The sequence below is a fragment of the Flavobacterium galactosidilyticum genome, from assembly GCF_020911945.1.
In the GTDB taxonomy this organism is placed as follows: domain Bacteria; phylum Bacteroidota; class Bacteroidia; order Flavobacteriales; family Flavobacteriaceae; genus Flavobacterium; species Flavobacterium galactosidilyticum.
In genome coordinates this window covers 1,701,889-1,719,655 of sequence record NZ_CP087135.1, presented here as the reverse complement: position 1 = coordinate 1,719,655, position 17,767 = coordinate 1,701,889, and the positions used below count along the sequence as shown (strand labels likewise).

The window sequence follows — 17,767 nt, the reverse complement described above, 5'->3', positions numbered from 1 at the left end:
GCTAACTCCGCTGGTTTTAAATCATTATTAAAATATAACACCCTTAATTACAATGGAATATTTCCGTGTTTGCGGTTAGGTCTTACACTCACTTTATTTTCCAGCATACTAAATGCTTTAATTAATTTCCGACGTGTGTCTTGTGGTAAAATTACTTCATCAACAAAACCTCTTTGTGCGGCAGTATATGGATTTGCAAATAAATCAGCATATTCAGCTTCTTTTTCCAAAAGCTTCGCTTCATGGTCATCGGCTTCAATAATTTCTTTCTTGAAGATAATTTCAGAAGCACCTTTGGCTCCCATTACCGCAATTTCAGCTGTTGGCCAAGCAAAATTCATATCAGCGCCAATGTGTTTTGAGTTCATTACATCATAGGCACCACCATACGCTTTTCGCGTAATCACTGTTACCCTAGGAACAGTTGCTTCGCTTAATGCGTACAACAATTTAGCTCCATGAACAATAATCCCGTTCCACTCTTGATCCGTACCAGGTAAAAATCCAGGAACATCAACTAATACCAACAAAGGAATATTAAAAGCATCACAGAAACGAGTAAATCGTGCTGCTTTTTTCGAACTATTCACATCCAAACAACCTGCTAAAACCATTGGCTGATTGGCAATAATTCCAATACTTCTACCACCTAATCTAGCAAAACCTACTATTATATTTTCGGCATAATTTTTATGAATTTCAAAAAACGAATCTTCATCAATAATCCCACCTATAACGCCATGCATATCGTAAGGTTTATTTGGATTGTCAGGAATAATTGACAATAATTCATCTCGAAGCTCATCACCCAATTCATAAGGTAAATAAGGTGCTAACTCTTTATTACTCTGCGGCAAATAACTCAATAATCGTTTTAAATCCTCTAAACATTCTACATCATTAGTTGAAGTGCAATGCGCCACTCCAGACTTAGTCGAATGCGTACTAGCGCCACCTAATTCTTCAGAAGTTACTGTCTCATTAGTCACTGTTTTAACCACATTAGGACCGGTAACAAACATATAACTTGTGTCTTCAACCATCATCGTAAAATCAGTCATTGCGGGAGAATAGACCGCTCCACCAGCACATGGCCCCATAATAGCCGAAATTTGAGGAATTACTCCTGAAGCTTGTACATTTCTAAAGAAAATATCAGCGTAACCACCTAGCGAACGAACCCCTTCTTGAATACGCGCTCCACCAGAATCATTCAGTCCTATCATTGGCGCACCCATTTTGACAGCCATCTCCATGACTTTACATATCTTTTCAGCATGAGTTTCCGATAAGGATCCACCAAAAACAGTAAAATCTTGAGCGAAAACATAAACTAATCGTGCATTTACAGTTCCATATCCTGTAATCACTCCGTCACCATAATACAACTCTTTTTCCATTCCAAAATCAGAGGTTCGGTTTGTAACTAACATTCCTATTTCTTCAAATGAACCTTCATCCAACAAATATTCAACACGCTCTCTAGCAGTCAGTTTTTTATTAGAATGCTGTTTACTGATGCGCTGTTTGCCACCGCCTAAATGCGCTTTAGCAATTTTATCATTTAATGTATTTATTTTGTCTTTCATACTTTTCTTTTTTTGAACGCTAATTCGCTACTTTCTCATTTAATCCTTAAAAATAAATACATCTTTTGCAGATGCAATCTAATTTCTTAATGTTAAATAAACATTTCAATTAGGCAATCTAACGATTTTTTGATCTTCAAAATACTGCTTCATAGCTACAAGAGCAGCGATTTCTACTTCTTTAGCCATTTGGTTTTTCAATACGTCTGCATTGTAATATTTCTTTACAAAATGCGTATCAAAATTTCCAGAACGAAACGCCTCATGTTCAAAAACAAATTTGCCAAAAGGCAATGTGGTCTGTACGCCTTCTATATGATAATTATCAATCGCTTTTATCATCAATTGAATCGCTTCTTCACGAGTTTCGCCATAAGTAATTAGCTTTGCCAACATTGGATCATAATAAATAGGAACATCCATGCCTTGCTCAAAACCATTATCTACACGAATATTTTCACCAATTGGCAATTGATACACCTCTAAATGGCCTACACTTGGCAAAAAGTCGTTCATAGGATCTTCCGCATACACTCTTAGTTCTAATGCGTGCCCTTTAATTTTTAAATCTTCTTGTTTGATTGTCAATACCTCACCTCTAGCGACTCTGATTTGTAGCTCAACCAAGTCAGTTCCTGTAATCCATTCTGTAACGGGATGTTCTACCTGCAAACGAGTATTCATTTCGAGGAAATAGAAATTATTGTTTTCGTCCAATAAAAACTCAACTGTTCCTGCTCCTAAATAATCACATGACTTAGCCACTAAAACAGCAGCCTCACCCATTTTTATTCGCAATTCTGGTGTTAAAACAGCAGAAGGAGCTTCCTCAATTACTTTTTGGTGACGACGCTGAATACTACATTCTCTTTCAAACAAATATAAAATATTCCCATGACTGTCAGCCATTACTTGAATTTCGATATGTCTAGGTGAAGCCACATACTTTTCGATAAAAACAGAACCATCACCAAAAGCTGCAACTGCCTCACTGATGGCACGATTCATTTGAGATTCAAAATCAGCTTCACTTTCTACAACACGCATTCCTTTTCCACCACCACCAGCAGAAGCTTTAATCAATATAGGAAAACCAATAACTTTAGCAGCCAATTTTGCTTTTTCAATGTCAGTAATTGCTTCGTCAACACCTGGAACCATGGGAATATTATACTCTTTAACAGCATCTTTAGCTACTAATTTACTTCCCATAACTCGGATCGCTTTAGATTTTGGCCCAATGAAAATAATATTATTTTTTTCACATTCTTCAGCAAAATCAGCATTTTCACTCAAAAACCCATAACCAGGATGGATGGCATCTACGTTTAAGTTTTTAGCAACTTGTATAATTTTATTACCTAATAAATAGGATTCACTCGAAGGTGCTTGTCCAATACAAACAGCTTCATCGGCAAATTTTACGTGAGGCGCATTTCTATCGGCTGTCGAATAAACAGCGACAGTTTTAATACCCATTTTCTGAGCAGTTTTCATCACCCTAATGGCGATTTCTCCTCTATTTGCAACTAATATTTTTTTCATTATTTAGTTTTTTAACCGCTGGATTCGTAAATTATATTTTTTATTCAAACTCAATTAATAATTGTCCTTTATCCACTGCATCGCCTATGTTCACAGAAAGGGACTTAATAATACCATCACGAGGAGACAGGAAACTATTTTCCATTTTCATGGCACCAAGAATGATTAGATTGTCGTTCTGTTTTACTTCTTGACCAACAGCAACACTAATTTCAAGGATTAATCCCGGCATAGGCGCTTTGATAAAATTTACTTGTTTAGCAAGACCAACTTCAAATCCCATTTCCTTTATGAGTAGGTCTAACGAATTTGAAATAGCAACATTATAAGTGTTGTTATTCACCTTAACAGTATAACTTTTTTGATGGAAATCAGCAGTTAAAATTTCTACTTTATAGGGGATATTGTCATGCAGTATATGAAATTTATTCTTTTCAACAGATACTGAATCCAATAGTGAAACACTTTCCTTTTCAACATCAAAATGAAAAGTGTCATTTACATTTACTTTATAACCAATACTCATAAGTACAATTTTTATTAATTGTAAAAATAAGGAAAGAAAACGTTTGCGTGTTTAAAAAATAATATTTTTATGCTAAAATGATATAGTTATTCATTAAAAACTATAACACTAATAATCCAAATTCTCTTAAAGTCTTCATTGGCTTGGAATACCAAAACAATTCGAAATCCTCCAATTGACTTTCAAAATCACTTTTAACTTCTTGAAATGTATATATTCTACTATTAGAAACGGAAATTTTTTGCAGCATTTCTATTAACCATTTCCCTTCTAATTTATTAGTTTGAATACTAAAACTTTCTTTCTTGTCATGAAAAGTAAGCGTTAGCATTTCCCAAGAGTTTCCTTTTTTAGTTTTTGTGAAATAGTCTACAACAGGCTTACCTCCTAGCCAAACTATTTTAGCATTTGGCTTACTATTAAATTCACCTTCTTCTTGTAAAGCATCGAAAATAAAGTCGGGTGAAATTGTAGTTTTTGGTATTTTAAAGTCAAACCAATCTTGTAATTCATAGTCAAAACAAATTCCGTGCATGAAATTATATAAGGATTTTTTAAGTCCAAAACCAAATTTTTCGTGGTCGATTCCTGTTTTATCGGTGAAGGCTATATCGTTATTAGCAAAAGTAATTTCGTTTTGTTGTGCAATTACTCCAAATTTCTCTGGATACATTCCAACAGGACTATGTGCCGTCATGGCAAATTGATGCCAAAATCCCGATTGTAAAACTCCAACTTCAAATAATTGTCGGACCATTTCTAAACTATCTATCGTTTCCTGAACCGTTTGCGACGGATAACCGTACATTAAATAGGAATGCACCATAACGCCAGCTTCGGTAAAATTTCTAGTAACTTTTGCCACTTGTTCTACCGTAACGCCTTTATCAATCAGTTTTAATAATCTATCGGAAGCCACTTCCAGACCTCCTGAAACAGCAATACAACCAGATGCTTTTAAGAGTAGACACAAATCTTTGGTAAAGCTTTTTTCGAATCGAATATTAGTCCACCATGTAACGGACAATTTTCTACGAAGAATTTCGAGTGCCAAAGCGCGCATCAATGCTGGTGGTGCGGCTTCATCAACATAATGAAAACCATTCTGACCGGTTTGCAGCATCATCTCTTCCATGCGATCGCACAATAAATTGGCAGCAACAGGTTCGTAAATTTTGATATAATCCAAAGAAATATCGCAAAAAGTACATTTTCCCCAATAGCAACCATGCGCCATAGTCATTTTGTTCCATCGGCCATCGCTCCACATACGATGCATAGGATTCACAATTTCAATAACCGAAATGTATTTGTCCAAAAGCAAATCAGAATAATCAGGCGTTCCTACTTGAGATTGTTTGTAATCTGGTTTACTAGCATTGTTTTTATAAACTACTTTTCCGTTTTCTAAAATAAAAGTTCGCTTTAAAGGTAATTCGACTTCGCTTGACTGAACATATTCACAAAGTAATTCAACTGGAGTTTCACCATCATCTAAAGTGATGAAATCGAAAAACTCAAAAACACGCGCATCCGAAAGGGAACGCAATTCGGTATTTGGGAAACCGCCACCCATGGAAATTTTGATATTTGGATGATTTTTCTTCACCCATTGTGCACATCGAAAAGCAGCATATAAATTCCCTGGAAAAGGAACTGATATTAAAAATAAAGTAGGTTGAATAGACTCTATTCGTTCTTTCAAAATAGAAATTAGAATAGCATCGATAAACGTAGTTTCTTGTTGTAAGGCTGCGTACAATTCATCAAAAGAATTAGCACTTCTGCCCAATCGCTCCGCATAGCGGCTAAAACCGAAATTCCCATCAATACATTCAACTATAAAATCAGAAATATCTTCTAGATATAAAGTGGCTAAATGCTTGGCTCTATCCTGAGTTCCCATAGTTCCAAAAGCCCAATCGAGTTCTTCCAGCTGAGCGAAACGGGAAGCTTCTGGCAAGAAATCTTCTTGACATATTTGCAATGCTAAAGTGGGATTTTTTCCTTGTAAAAAGGCTATTACTACGTCAATTGTTTTTATATATTCGTCTTGCAAAGCCAGAATACGCTTTGAATTATCAGAAGTACTACTATCAATTTTAGCATTATCAAATAAATCTTGTAATCCATTTTTTGAAAACAACTTCAAAATTACTTCAATACCAAAATCAGCTTGAACTGACTCAATATTTATAGTATTTAAAAATCCTTTAATATAAGCAGTTGCCGGATACGGTGTATTCAACTGAGTAAAAGGCGGCGTAATAAGTAAAAGTTTGGTTTTCAAAAGAGAGATTGTTTTGTGCAAAAATAGGGGATATTTTCATTGTTTGTACATAAACTGCGAGCCAGATTGCATATTCACAGCGTATTTTAAATACTAAACGCAACAAAAACTCTCTGTTTTTATATTCGTAAAGTTCATTTACATATTTTTAATTTTTTGATCATATATGAATAAAATTCAATAAAAAAGACATAAGTATTACTGTTTTGTTTTTTCAATAGGATCCTATTCTCACTATACTCTAATTCCAGATAATGAATATGAAATACGCCTATTTTCAATCTATATGACACCCTCATAGCTGATCGAAAAGTACTTCCTGGCAAAAAAGGGAAAGGGCAAGAATATAAAGGACTTTTCAGTTTAAAAAGATAATTTCATCTAGTAAAACAAAATTATTTTTAGTCAATAAAAACACAGTAGAACCACAACTGTAGTCATTTTAACATTTGTGTAACCTATTAAAACGTTTTAGCTACCTCTCATAAAATAATTAACTATAATTTTTTATTTTTAATTTGATTTTGATTTTTAAAGACGTAAAATTACAAAAAATTAACACGAAATTAATACAGTTCGCATAATCTAAGTATTTTGAAAACGCAATTTAAACGTACTATTCAACTCGATGATTTAACCCTTTGGAGCAATCTAAAATTGGGGGATGAAAAAGCGTTTTCACAACTTTTCGAAAAATATTATTCTCATTTAGTACAATACGGAAATTCATTTTCTCCTCATCAAGATAAAGTGCAAGATTGCGTACAGGATGTTTTCACGGATATTTGGATTTATAGGAACACTCTAAACGATTCAGTTCTTGTAAAAGCCTATTTATTCGCAAGCGTTCGCAAAAGAATTTCAAGACTTCAAGAACGCGATCCTATTTTTAGCAAAAGCGCGACAGTAGATGCCATAGAATTTCTCTTTGATTTCTCAATAGAGCACCAACTTATCGCTGATGAAACCACTGCTAGTAAAGTCTCAAACTTAAATAAACTAGTAAACGATTTACCAGCAAGACAAAAAGAGGCACTCTATCTTCGCTATCATGAAGGCTTAGGAGTGGAAGAAATTGCCGATACTCTTGAAGTAAATTATCAATCTGCAAGTAATTTATTATACCGTGCTGTTCTGAATATTCGCAAAGAATGGAAACAGAATATTATGTTATTTTTACTGCTATCCACAATTTTTATCTAGTCTTTTAAAGTTTTATTTAAAAAAATAACATTTTAAGTGAGTATATAAAACAAAAACCTACCTCTTAGTTATTGTAATCCATATTGTATTGATGCAAGAACGTAACAATTATACTAAAATCGAAGATTTTTTATCCGATCAGTCTTTTAGACAGTGGGTAGAATATCACGTTGACCAACAAAAATGGGAAGAATGGACTTTAGAAGATTCCAAGCGAGCCAAGTTAGTTGAGGAAGCGCGTCTTTGGTTATTATCAATGAAAGTTACAAAACTTACAATTGATGAATTAAACGTTGAATTTGCATTAGAAAAGACTTGGGAAAAAATAAATAATCTAGAAAATAAAAATACTACAACTCAAAGACCCGTGATAAAACTATGGGAAACTAAATGGTTTAAAGTGGCAGCGGCAGTTATCGTTTTCGGATTAATTTTAAACTTTTTCTCCAATACGCCGAGTTTCTTAAAGAACGAGCTACAGGTTTATAATGAATTAGTAAGTGAAAACATGGAAGGTTTAGTGGAGCAAACTAACAATTCTGATAAATCGCAAATTATAACACTTTCAGATGGCAGTTCCGTTCTTCTGCAACCTAATAGCAAATTAAGTTATCCTAAAGCTTTTATAGGAAACGAAAGAAAAGTTTATCTGTCTGGTGAAGCTTTTTTTGAAATTAGTAAAGACGCCAAAAAACCATTTCTTGTATTTGCGAATGAAATTATAACTAAAGTTGTTGGTACAAGTTTTAGAATAAAAGCATACGAAAACCAACCTAATGTTGAAGTAGTAGTGCGTACTGGTAAAGTAAAAATCACACCTAATGAATCTGTGACTAATTCAGACCAAGAAGAAATTATTTTATTGCCTAACCAGGCAATGCGCTTTGTTAGAAAAGATTTAAAATTTGACAAAATTACAGATATCACTACCGATAAAAAGTTAGTATTAAATTCAAATAACATCGAGCAACTAAGCTTTAATTTTTCAGACACTCCAGTGAGCCAGATTTTAAAAACAATAGAACAAGCTTATCTTGTAGAAATTGATTTCCCTACTGAAAAATTAAAAAATTGTCATCTTACTACTTCTTTAAATGACCAACCTTTGCCTGAAAAATTAAAAATTATCTGTAAAAGTATTGGAAATAATACTAGTTATGAAATGAATGGAAACCAAATTATTATATCATCACAGGGATGTGAATAAATGTAAAGCCTATGTAAAATAAATAAAAAAAGCGCCGAAAATGCTGTAACATTTCGACGCCTAATTAGATTCAAATTGTCCTGTGGAAAGTTCAATTTGCATGTTGACCAATACCCAATAATAGTAATAATCAAACAAATCAAAATTATGAAAAAAACTGTTGTCAAACAACGATTACTACATCGAATCATGAAAATAACATTAATTCAATTTGTTCTAGCATTTGTGTTTTCCACCATCACAATGGCAAACAGTGTTAATGGACAAAGAAAGCTAGACACAAAGGTAACTGTTAGCTTTTCTAATACGAACCTTGGCAATGCGTTAGCAAAGCTTGAACAAAAAGCAAACGTAAAATTCTCTTATAATTCTAGAATCACTCAATTAAGTGATAAAGTTACAATTAATGCAACAGATGCGACTTTAGCCGAAATTCTGAGTATTATTTTGAAGCCACTTAATATTCAGTATAGCGAAGTAAGCAATCAAATCGTATTGCAAAATAACAGTTCGCAATCAGCAGGTTTTTCTGACCTTGAAACCATGGAAACAGTGTTTGAAAAATTAGCTGTAGCACCAATAGTTAGAGGTAGAGTAACCGATCAATCAGGAATTCCACTTCCTGGAGCAACAGTTTTAGCAAAAGGAACTAAAGTGAGCGTAGTAACTGACTTTGATGGAAATTTTGCGATTGACATGCCTGAAAACAGCACACGACTTGTTGTTTCTTACATTGGTATGACATCACAAGAGGTAGCTATCAAAACTACAGCTATGACTATTGTTTTAGTGGAAAACGAACAAAGTTTAAAAGAAGTTGTAATCACAACTGGATACGAAAAAACATCTAAAAGAACTTTTACAGGAGCTATTAGTAAAATATCTGGTAAAGAATTACTAGTAGAAGGTGTTGTCGACATCAGTAGAATGATTGAAGGAAAAGCAGCTGGTGTTACCGTGCAAAACGTAACAGGAACTTTTGGAACTGCTCCAAAAATTACGGTTCGTGGATCTTCTTCTATCTTTGGAGACACAAAACCTTTATGGGTAATCGACGGAATCGTACAAGAGGATATTGTAAACCTTTCGTTTGCTGATTTAGCTTCTGGAAACTCAGAAACGTTACTAAGTTCTTCGGTAGCTGGACTAAATGCAAGTGACATTTTGAGCATTGAAATACTTAAAGATGCTTCTGCAACTTCTATTTATGGATCAAGATCTTTGAATGGTGTTGTCGTTGTTACTACAAAACAAGGAAGAAGAGAAGCTCCTTTGAGTGTAACGTATTCATTAGAACAAACAGCTAGAACAGTACCTACCTACAATCAATACGACATCTTGAACTCTCAAGAAACAATGAGTATTTTAAAAGAAATGGAATCTAAAGGTTTTCTAGATTTACCATCAACTTCACAAGGTCGTTATGGAGGTGTTTTTAATATTTTAGCTAATGCGATCAATAAATACGATGAAACTAGCGGAACTTATGGCGTTAAAAATGATGAGCCAAGCAGAAACGCATTTTTAAGAAAATATGAATTAGCAAACACAGACTGGTTTAAAGTTTTATTCAGACCGTCAATCACGCAAAACCATTCCTTAAGTTTTTCTGGTGGAGGAAAAAATAATGCATTTTTCGCTTCGCTTGGATTCTATAACGACCCAGGATGGACAGTTGCTGATGGTGTGAGCCAATTGACAACGAATCTTAAAAATACTTTTTTTATCAATGATAAATTAAGTTTAACTCTTTCTACTCAAGCATCTGTGAGAGACCAATCAGCGCCAGGAAGTTATGATAGCCTTAGAGATGGTGTAAGCGGAAGTACTACAAGAGATTTTGATATCAATCCGTTTAGCTATGTACTAAACACTAATAGAGCATTGCGAGCGTATGATGACAATGGCGATTATGAGTACTACAGAAATAACTGGGCTCCCCTAAACATCGTACAGGAATTAAAAAACAACTACATGGATATTAAAGTTAAGGACATTCGTTTTCAGGCGGATCTAGCTTACAAAATAAATCCGAAGTTAACGTATAATTTTACTGCTAATGCACGATATGCAAACACAATAAGAGAACACAACATTCTTGAAAACTCTAACATTGTAGGCGCATACAACGCGATGGAAACAACAATTGTGAGAGATCAAAACATATTTTTATACCAAGATCCGAATAATTTAACAGCTCCAAAAGTATCTGTTTTACCAAATGGTGGAATTTTAAGAACTTTTACAAATGACTTGACTTCATTTAACATTAGAAATAGCTTTAATTATAGAAATACATTTAATGATATTCATGAAGTTGAAGCTTTATTTGGACAAGAATTACGTTCTGTTGATAGAAATAGTTCTAACTTCACCGCATACGGTTTACAGTACGATAGAGGCTTAACGGCATTTACTGACCCACGAATATTAGAAAAATTAATCAACGGTGGGGAATCGTATTACGGATTTAATGAAGAAAGAGAAAGAACAGTTGGTTTCTTTGGTAAAGTAGGATATACGTACGATCGTCGTTATACAGGATCGATCACTGGTCGCTATGACGGATCAAACAGACAAGGAAATAGTAATTCTTCAAGATGGTTGCCTACTTACACTTTTAGTGGAAAATGGAATATTATGGAAGAGGATTTCATGAAAAACTTCCAAAAGATAAATACTTTAGCTTTAAGAGGTTCTTATGGATTAACTGCTACTGCAGGTCCAGCGACAAACTCATTAGCAATCTACAAAAGTTTCATTACAGACCGTCTAAATTTAGGGGATAGAGAAACTGGTTTAAACATAGATCAGCTTCAAAACGGTGATTTAACTTGGGAAAAACAATTTGAGACAAACATAGGTTTAGATTTAGGTATGTTCAATAACAGAGTACAATTTACAACAGACGTTTATAGCCGTAAGGCGTTTGATTTAGTTGATTTTGTAACTACTTCTGGTATTGGTGGACAGAAATTAAAGCAAGGAAACAATGCTGACATGGAAACTAAAGGTATTGAATTTTCAGTAAACACAAGAAATCTTAATGATACTAGATTGAAATGGTCAACAAGCTTGAACTTATCTGTTTATGATCAGAAGATTACTAAATTACAAGACGAGCCAAGTGTTTTAAGACTTATAGATGGTACAGGTGGTAACACAGTGGGACGCCCTAGAAACGCTCTATATTCGTATCAATTTACTGGATTAAACACTCAAGGATTACCTACTTTTATTATGGCAGATGGTATAACTGATAACGTTGCAGGAGCTAATTTTCAAGATAGAGAAAATATAACTAAGTACTTAAAGTACGAAGGATCAATAGAACCTAACAAATCAGCAGGTTTATCGAACACGTTTACTTATGACAACTGGTCTTTAAATATATTTATAGTTGCTTCAGGAGGAAATAAAGTTCGATTAAATCCTATTTATTCTGATGCTTATGATGACTTAACAGTTTTTACTAAAGAATTTACTAATAGATGGGTAAATGCTGGTGACGAATTGTTGACAAACATTCCAGTGATAGCTGACCAAAGATTAATCGCTAATTACGCTGCACAATCAAAAGATTTAACAAAAGCTTACAATGCTTACAATTATTCTGATGAAAGAGTTGCAGACGGCACATTTGTACGACTGAAAAATGTATCGTTAAGCTACGAGTTTCCAAAAGATTTAAAGAAAAAATTAAGTCTTACAACAATGTCAATGAAAGCATCTACTGCAAATCCGCTACTAATTTATTCTGATAAAAAATTAAACGGTCAAGACCCTGAATTTTACAGAACAGGTGGAGTATCACAACCAATAACAAGTCAATACACATTTTCATTAAACGTATCATTTTAATTAAAAAAATATGAAAAAATTAAAATTAATCCTATCGTTACTTGTTCTTATAGGAATCACCACCAGTTGTGATGACTTCCTATCTGAGGTACCAGATAATAGAACTCAACTAGACACGCCAGAAAAAATTTCTGAAATTTTAGTAAATGCATATCCTGACGCTAGTTATATGGATTTTGCTGAAACTATGTCAGACAATGCATTTGATAGTGAAAATCTAACAGGAACAACAACAAAAAATAGCCAAAATTACAATTGGGAGGAACTAGATGATGTGCAAAGAGATACTCCTTCTTTCTATTGGGACGCTTGTTACACTGCAATAGCTCACGCTAATCAAGCCCTAGAAGCTATCGAGAAATTGGGCAATCCTGCAAACTTAAAAGCACAAAGAGGAGAAGCCTTAATGGCTAGAGCTTATTCTCACTTTATGCTAGTAAGTGTTTTTTCACAAAGATATAATCCTGCAACTGCGAAAACAGATTTAGGAATTCCTTACATCTTAGAGCCAGAAACTGTATTGCTAAAAAAATATACTCGTAATACTGTTGAAGAAGTATATACTAATCTTGAAAAAGATATCGAGCTAGGTTTGCAATTAGTAGGTGATGATTATAACCAACCGAAATTTCACTTCAATAAAGCAGCTGCAAAAGCATTCGCTAGCCGTTTCTACCTTGTGTAAGGGAATTGGGATAAAGTGTTAGCAAATTCAGATGACTTAAGCAGTCAACCGGATGGTAAATTAAGAAACATTGCAGGGTATAATTTACTTGATACTACAACACGTTTCAATATTTACTCGCAAGCTTCTGAAAACTCTAATTTATTGGTAGTTTCAACTTCTTCAGTATACAACAGAACGATACGAAGTAATCGTTTTGGCTTAACAGGTGCAGAAAGAAATACAGTTTTTGGTGCAGCAACTAATTTATTTAATAAAACATGGTTGTATAGCAGTTTTTCAAGTAATGGATCTATCACTATATTTTTACCGAAATTTGTAGAATATTTCAAATATACTAACGCTAATGCAGGTATCGGTCTTCCGTATGTAACAAACGTTTTACTTAGTAATGAAGAATTGTTTCTAAACAAAATTGAAGCTCATATCATGAAAAACGAGTTAAATTTAGCAAATGCTGAAATGGAATACTTCTTTTCTACTCGTACGACCGGTTATAATGCAACGACTGATAAGGTAACAGAAGCAAAAATTGTTGCTAAGTATCCAGTAATAACTGACGAATATACTCCTTTCTACAGCCTGACACCAGTACAAGCGTCTTATATTAAAGCAGTTGCTGAGTTAAGAAGAATTGAGTTCATACATGAAGGTTTAAGATGGTTTGACATCAAACGTTTCAATTTAAAAGTAACTCATAAGATTTATAACAAACCAAATAACGTATTGGAAAAGGACGATTTGCGAAGAGCAATTCAAATACCTTTTTATGTTACTGATACAGGAGTTGAAAAAAATCCACGTTAATAAAATATAGATATGAAAATATTAAATAAATACAAAAAATTAGCACTGCTATCTGCAGTCGTACTTTTAGGTTCTTGCACAGGAGATGAACCACTTAAAGATAGTCAGTTAGATTTATCAACTCCACCTAAAACAGCTTTAGACAACTGGATTGATACTAACTATTTACTTCCGTACAACATCAATGTACAGTATAAATGGAACCCAAATGCGGTGGATAATAATAGATTTCTATACCCTCCAATACAAGCCAAAGTTCAACCAGTTCTTGAAATTGTACAAAAAATTTGGTTAGAAAGTTACAAAGCTGTAGCAGGACCTAATTTTGTTAAAAATATTGCACCTAGAGAATTTGTACTTGTAGGTGGTGTAAATCTAAACACAACAGGAACTATAACCTTAGGATTAGCCGAAGGAGGTAAAAGGATAACATTTTTTGAAACGGATAACGTGGACAAAAAAAATCGTGCGAACATCAAACGTTTTCTTAGAACGATTCAGCACGAGTACATTCACATCCTTAATCAGACAAAACCGTTTGATGAGAAATCGATGGCTACAATTACCCCAACTGGATACTCATCTGCTTGGTATAACACATCTGATGCGGTTGCACTTGAAGAAGGTTTTTTGACAGCATATGCGAAATCAAATATTAATGAAGACTTTGCAGAAACTGCAGCAACTATACTAGTAAGTTCAAAAGCGGAATATGCAGCTATTTTAGCAGCTATTGTAAGCCCTGCAGCACGTGCAAGTATAAAAAGCAAGGAGGCAATAGTTGTAAAATATTACAAAGATGCTTTCAACATCGACTTATACAAACTAAGAGATGAAGCTGAAAAGAATACTAATGATGTAATTAACAATTAATAGTTTCTAAAAGGAGCTGTATTTATTAGAGCTCCTTAAAAAATCTGATATTTCATAACATAATTTCAAACCACATGAAAATAAAACAAATTATTAATTATCTTTTGGTCGCTCTTTTAGCGATCCAATTGGTTTCTTGCGATAATAAAGAAACCTTAGAATCTCCATTTAATGGTACTCCTACTGAAAGATTAAACGCAAAGGAGAAAGAATTGAATGATCTGCTTATGTCATCTGAACTAGGCTGGAAAGCAGTTTACTTTACTGACAACACTCAACTTGGAGGATTTACACATCTTTTTAAATTTAAAGATGGAAAGGTTGATATGGCATCGGATTTTGATAACGATACCTCAATTCAATCAAGTGAATACGATATTATTTTAGGAAGCACTGTAAGTTTAGTATTTACCACTAAAAATAGGATCCACTTACTGTCAGATTCAAATAGCTTTCCAGTTGCCTCACTGCGAGGGAAAGGATACTTAGGTGATTTCCAATTTTTGTATTACGGACAAGAAAACGGCGAAATTATTTTTAGAACAAGCCGCAGCTTTAAAGAAGTACGATTTGTAAAAGCAAAAGCTACAGATTGGACAGATTTAGCTCAAAGTAGGTTAATGATTCCTAATGTTGTAGGCGCTTCAACAAGACCTTTATTTCGTTTACTAGAAATTAATGATGGAACAAAAATTAGTCAATTTGATTTTGCATTTACGTCAACTTCAAGATTTGCAACTTCAAATTCAATCGAAACAGGCTCTAGTGTAACTAATAATATCGGTATCGCTTACACACCTACGGGAATTATTGTAAGTCCTCCTGTCAAAGTAGGAACTCAAGAACTATCTGTCTTTACTTTTGACGCAGCTACAGGGAGCTTTAACGCAATTGGAACTGGAGCAGTTAAAGCAACAATTAGATATTCTAATCAACCATTAGTGCTAACAGATGACTATAAAATATTGTTACCTGGAACTTCACAAAAAGCATATGCATATATAGCAGCAAATTTAGCGACCGCGCCTTCCAATTCATTACTTTGTAATTCATTATTGAATGCGGCAAATGCAGCTTTGCCTAGCACACAAAAGATAAACAGAATTCAATTTACTTTTAACGACCCTCTAAATGGAAGCTATATCGCTTATACTTTTACTGGTGGAAAAGCATCTATATTCCATTTTGTAACTGTAACTGAAGATCCTATAAATAAGACACTAAAGCTTGCAGATGATGGTTGGTCAGCTGCACCGCCGGCATACATTACAGCAATCGATAAGGAATTATTAGATCCTAAAGGACTATATGTAAAGAGAGAAAAATTTACAATCGCATTTAGTAATACCATTTACACTTTCACTAGTGCGTCAAGCAATTTTCGATTAACCACTTACGCTTTTCAATAATTTTTTTTATAGTAGTACTAAAGGTTGCCCATCAAAAGGCAACCTTTTTTCGTTTAATTCTAGACATATATTAATAAATAATTGTGAACTCCACATTTCACAAAGCTTTCTTAAACTAAAAATAATACCTTTAGATTTCTTATTTTAGCATTAAATAAAATTCAATATGCCAACTGACTGTATCACCTATCAAAATTCAGGATATTTCTCTTCCTTGATGAACGATTATTTAGATCAAAAAAGTAATTTAAACTCTTTATACCATAGATTTCCAAAGCTTGAAAATTTTGAAGATCAAATCTTAGAAAAGCAGCAAAATTTCAATGATGTTTCACGAAAAACCTTAGTTTCTGTTTTACAAAAACAATATGCAAATGTTGAAACTTCTGTTTTAACGAAACACAACATAGAAGCTTTATTACTTAAAAATACCTTTACAGTAACAACTGGACATCAATTAAATTTATTTAGTGGTCCCTTGTATTTCTTGTACAAGATTATTTCGACGATTAATTTAACTACAGAACTAAAAGCAAAGTATCCCGCCAATAGCTTTGTTCCCATTTACTGGATGGCAACCGAAGACCATGATTTTGAAGAGATTAATTATTTCAATTTTAAAGGAAAAAAATTCAGATGGAATACAGAAAGTACTGGACCCGTTGGTCGATTATCAACTAAAGGTTTAGAAGATTTTTTTGAAGTCTATGCACTTGAATTAGGTTCTAGTACAAATGCTCAGGCCGTCAAAAAAATGTTTGCGGATGCTTATCTAAACCATGATAATCTAGCAGATGCAACGAGGTATTTAGCCAATGCATTATTCGGAACGTATGGTCTTGTAATTATTGATGCAGACAATTCCGACTTGAAACACGCTTTTATTCCTTACGTAAAAGAAGAATTACTACATCAAACTTCTCATAAATTAGTATTAGAAACTGCTGAAAAATTAAAAGAATACACGGTTCAAGTAAATCCTCGCGAAATCAATTTGTTTTATATCGACGACAATCTACGGGAACGTATTATTTTCGAAAATGATAAATTCAAAGTAAACCACGCTAACATTGAATTTTCTGAAACTGAAATCTTAAAATTACTAGAGAATCACCCTGAGAAGTTCAGTCCAAATGTAATCATGCGTCCTTTGTATCAAGAAGTGATTTTACCTAACTTATGCTACATTGGTGGAGGTGGAGAAATTGCGTATTGGCTAGAACTAAAATCATTCTTTGATGCTGCTAACGTTACGTTTCCAATACTGCTATTGCGAAATTCAGTACTGCTAGCAACCGAAAAACAAGTAAAAAAAGCAGATAAACTTGATTTGACGTGGAGTGATTTATTTTCCAAACAAGATAGTTTAATCAACAAAAAAACAAAAGTACTATCGGAATTTACAATTGATTTGAATAATTTAAAAATGCAGTTGAAAGAGCAATTTGAAAATCTTTACAAAATAGCTTCTCAAACAGATGAGTCATTTATTGGAGCAGTTAAAGCACAAGAAGCAAAACAAAATAAGGGCTTAGAAAATCTCGAAAAACGTTTACTTAGAGCCCAGAAAAGGAAACTGAGCGATATATTAAATCGCATCTGCGAGTTGCAAAATGAGTTGTTTCCCAATCAAAGTTTACAAGAACGTCAGGCCAATTTTTCCGAATTTTATTTAGAAAACGGCGAAAGTCTGATTCCGATGATTATCAACCAATTGAAACCATTAGAAAATAAATTTGATGTAATTACACTATAATTTTATTTGAATTACT

At 33.6% G+C, this 17,767-nt stretch carries 12 protein-coding genes; 8 read left to right on the top strand and 4 right to left on the bottom strand.

From position 1 onward, the window contains the following. Nucleotides 1-47 precede the first annotated feature (47 nt). The 4 genes from LNP27_RS07545 to LNP27_RS07530 all read right to left on the bottom strand — a co-directional run bounded on the left by LNP27_RS07545 (nucleotide 48) and on the right by LNP27_RS07530 (nucleotide 5,950). Nucleotides 48-1,589 (bottom strand): acyl-CoA carboxylase subunit beta, encoded by a 1,542-nt coding sequence (locus tag LNP27_RS07545; protein ID WP_229943985.1) that lies wholly within the window; start codon nucleotides 1,587-1,589, stop codon nucleotides 48-50. A 105-nt stretch (nucleotides 1,590-1,694) separates the two neighbouring features. Next, on the bottom strand, nucleotides 1,695-3,134 hold the full coding sequence (gene accC / locus LNP27_RS07540; protein WP_229943984.1) for an acetyl-CoA carboxylase biotin carboxylase subunit: 1,440 nt from the start codon (nucleotides 3,132-3,134) through the stop codon (nucleotides 1,695-1,697). A 40-nt stretch (nucleotides 3,135-3,174) separates the two neighbouring features. Beyond that, the gene (locus LNP27_RS07535; RefSeq protein ID WP_229943983.1) at nucleotides 3,175-3,660 is read right to left on the bottom strand and encodes an acyl-CoA carboxylase biotin carboxyl carrier protein subunit; all 486 of its coding nucleotides are present in this window, start codon (nucleotides 3,658-3,660) and stop codon (nucleotides 3,175-3,177) included. 100 nt (nucleotides 3,661-3,760) lie between these two features. Next, nucleotides 3,761-5,950, bottom strand: a complete 2,190-nt coding sequence (locus LNP27_RS07530; protein ID WP_229943982.1) for a B12-binding domain-containing radical SAM protein — start codon at nucleotides 5,948-5,950, stop codon at nucleotides 3,761-3,763. A 594-nt stretch (nucleotides 5,951-6,544) separates the two neighbouring features. On the opposite strand from LNP27_RS07530, the gene LNP27_RS07525 reads away from it, so the two are divergent. The 8 genes from LNP27_RS07525 to bshC all read left to right on the top strand — a co-directional run bounded on the left by LNP27_RS07525 (nucleotide 6,545) and on the right by bshC (nucleotide 17,751). Beyond that, on the top strand, nucleotides 6,545-7,153 hold the full coding sequence (locus tag LNP27_RS07525) for an RNA polymerase sigma factor (RefSeq protein WP_229943981.1): 609 nt from the start codon (nucleotides 6,545-6,547) through the stop codon (nucleotides 7,151-7,153). A 91-nt stretch (nucleotides 7,154-7,244) separates the two neighbouring features. Then, nucleotides 7,245-8,360 (top strand): FecR family protein, encoded by a 1,116-nt coding sequence (locus tag LNP27_RS07520; protein ID WP_229943980.1) that lies wholly within the window; start codon nucleotides 7,245-7,247, stop codon nucleotides 8,358-8,360. Nucleotides 8,361-8,507: 147 nt separating this feature from the next. Further along, entirely contained in the window at nucleotides 8,508-12,221 is a 3,714-nt protein-coding gene (locus LNP27_RS07515; protein ID WP_229943979.1) for a SusC/RagA family TonB-linked outer membrane protein, read from the top strand. Nucleotides 12,222-12,231: 10 nt separating this feature from the next. After that, nucleotides 12,232-12,906 carry a RagB/SusD family nutrient uptake outer membrane protein gene (locus LNP27_RS07510; RefSeq protein WP_229943978.1) on the top strand — a complete coding sequence of 225 codons (675 nt, stop codon included), beginning with the start codon at nucleotides 12,232-12,234 and terminating at the stop codon, nucleotides 12,904-12,906. 15 nt (nucleotides 12,907-12,921) lie between these two features. Further along, nucleotides 12,922-13,713 carry a RagB/SusD family nutrient uptake outer membrane protein gene (locus LNP27_RS07505; RefSeq protein WP_229943977.1) on the top strand — a complete coding sequence of 264 codons (792 nt, stop codon included), beginning with the start codon at nucleotides 12,922-12,924 and terminating at the stop codon, nucleotides 13,711-13,713. A 12-nt stretch (nucleotides 13,714-13,725) separates the two neighbouring features. Next, the gene (locus LNP27_RS07500) at nucleotides 13,726-14,586 is read left to right on the top strand and encodes a zinc-binding metallopeptidase (protein WP_229943976.1); all 861 of its coding nucleotides are present in this window, start codon (nucleotides 13,726-13,728) and stop codon (nucleotides 14,584-14,586) included. 74 nt (nucleotides 14,587-14,660) lie between these two features. After that, nucleotides 14,661-15,995 carry a DUF4302 domain-containing protein gene (locus tag LNP27_RS07495; RefSeq protein ID WP_229943975.1) on the top strand — a complete coding sequence of 445 codons (1,335 nt, stop codon included), beginning with the start codon at nucleotides 14,661-14,663 and terminating at the stop codon, nucleotides 15,993-15,995. 166 nt (nucleotides 15,996-16,161) lie between these two features. Further along, nucleotides 16,162-17,751 carry a bacillithiol biosynthesis cysteine-adding enzyme BshC gene (bshC, locus tag LNP27_RS07490; protein ID WP_229943974.1) on the top strand — a complete coding sequence of 530 codons (1,590 nt, stop codon included), beginning with the start codon at nucleotides 16,162-16,164 and terminating at the stop codon, nucleotides 17,749-17,751. Nucleotides 17,752-17,767: the final 16 nt, after the last annotated feature.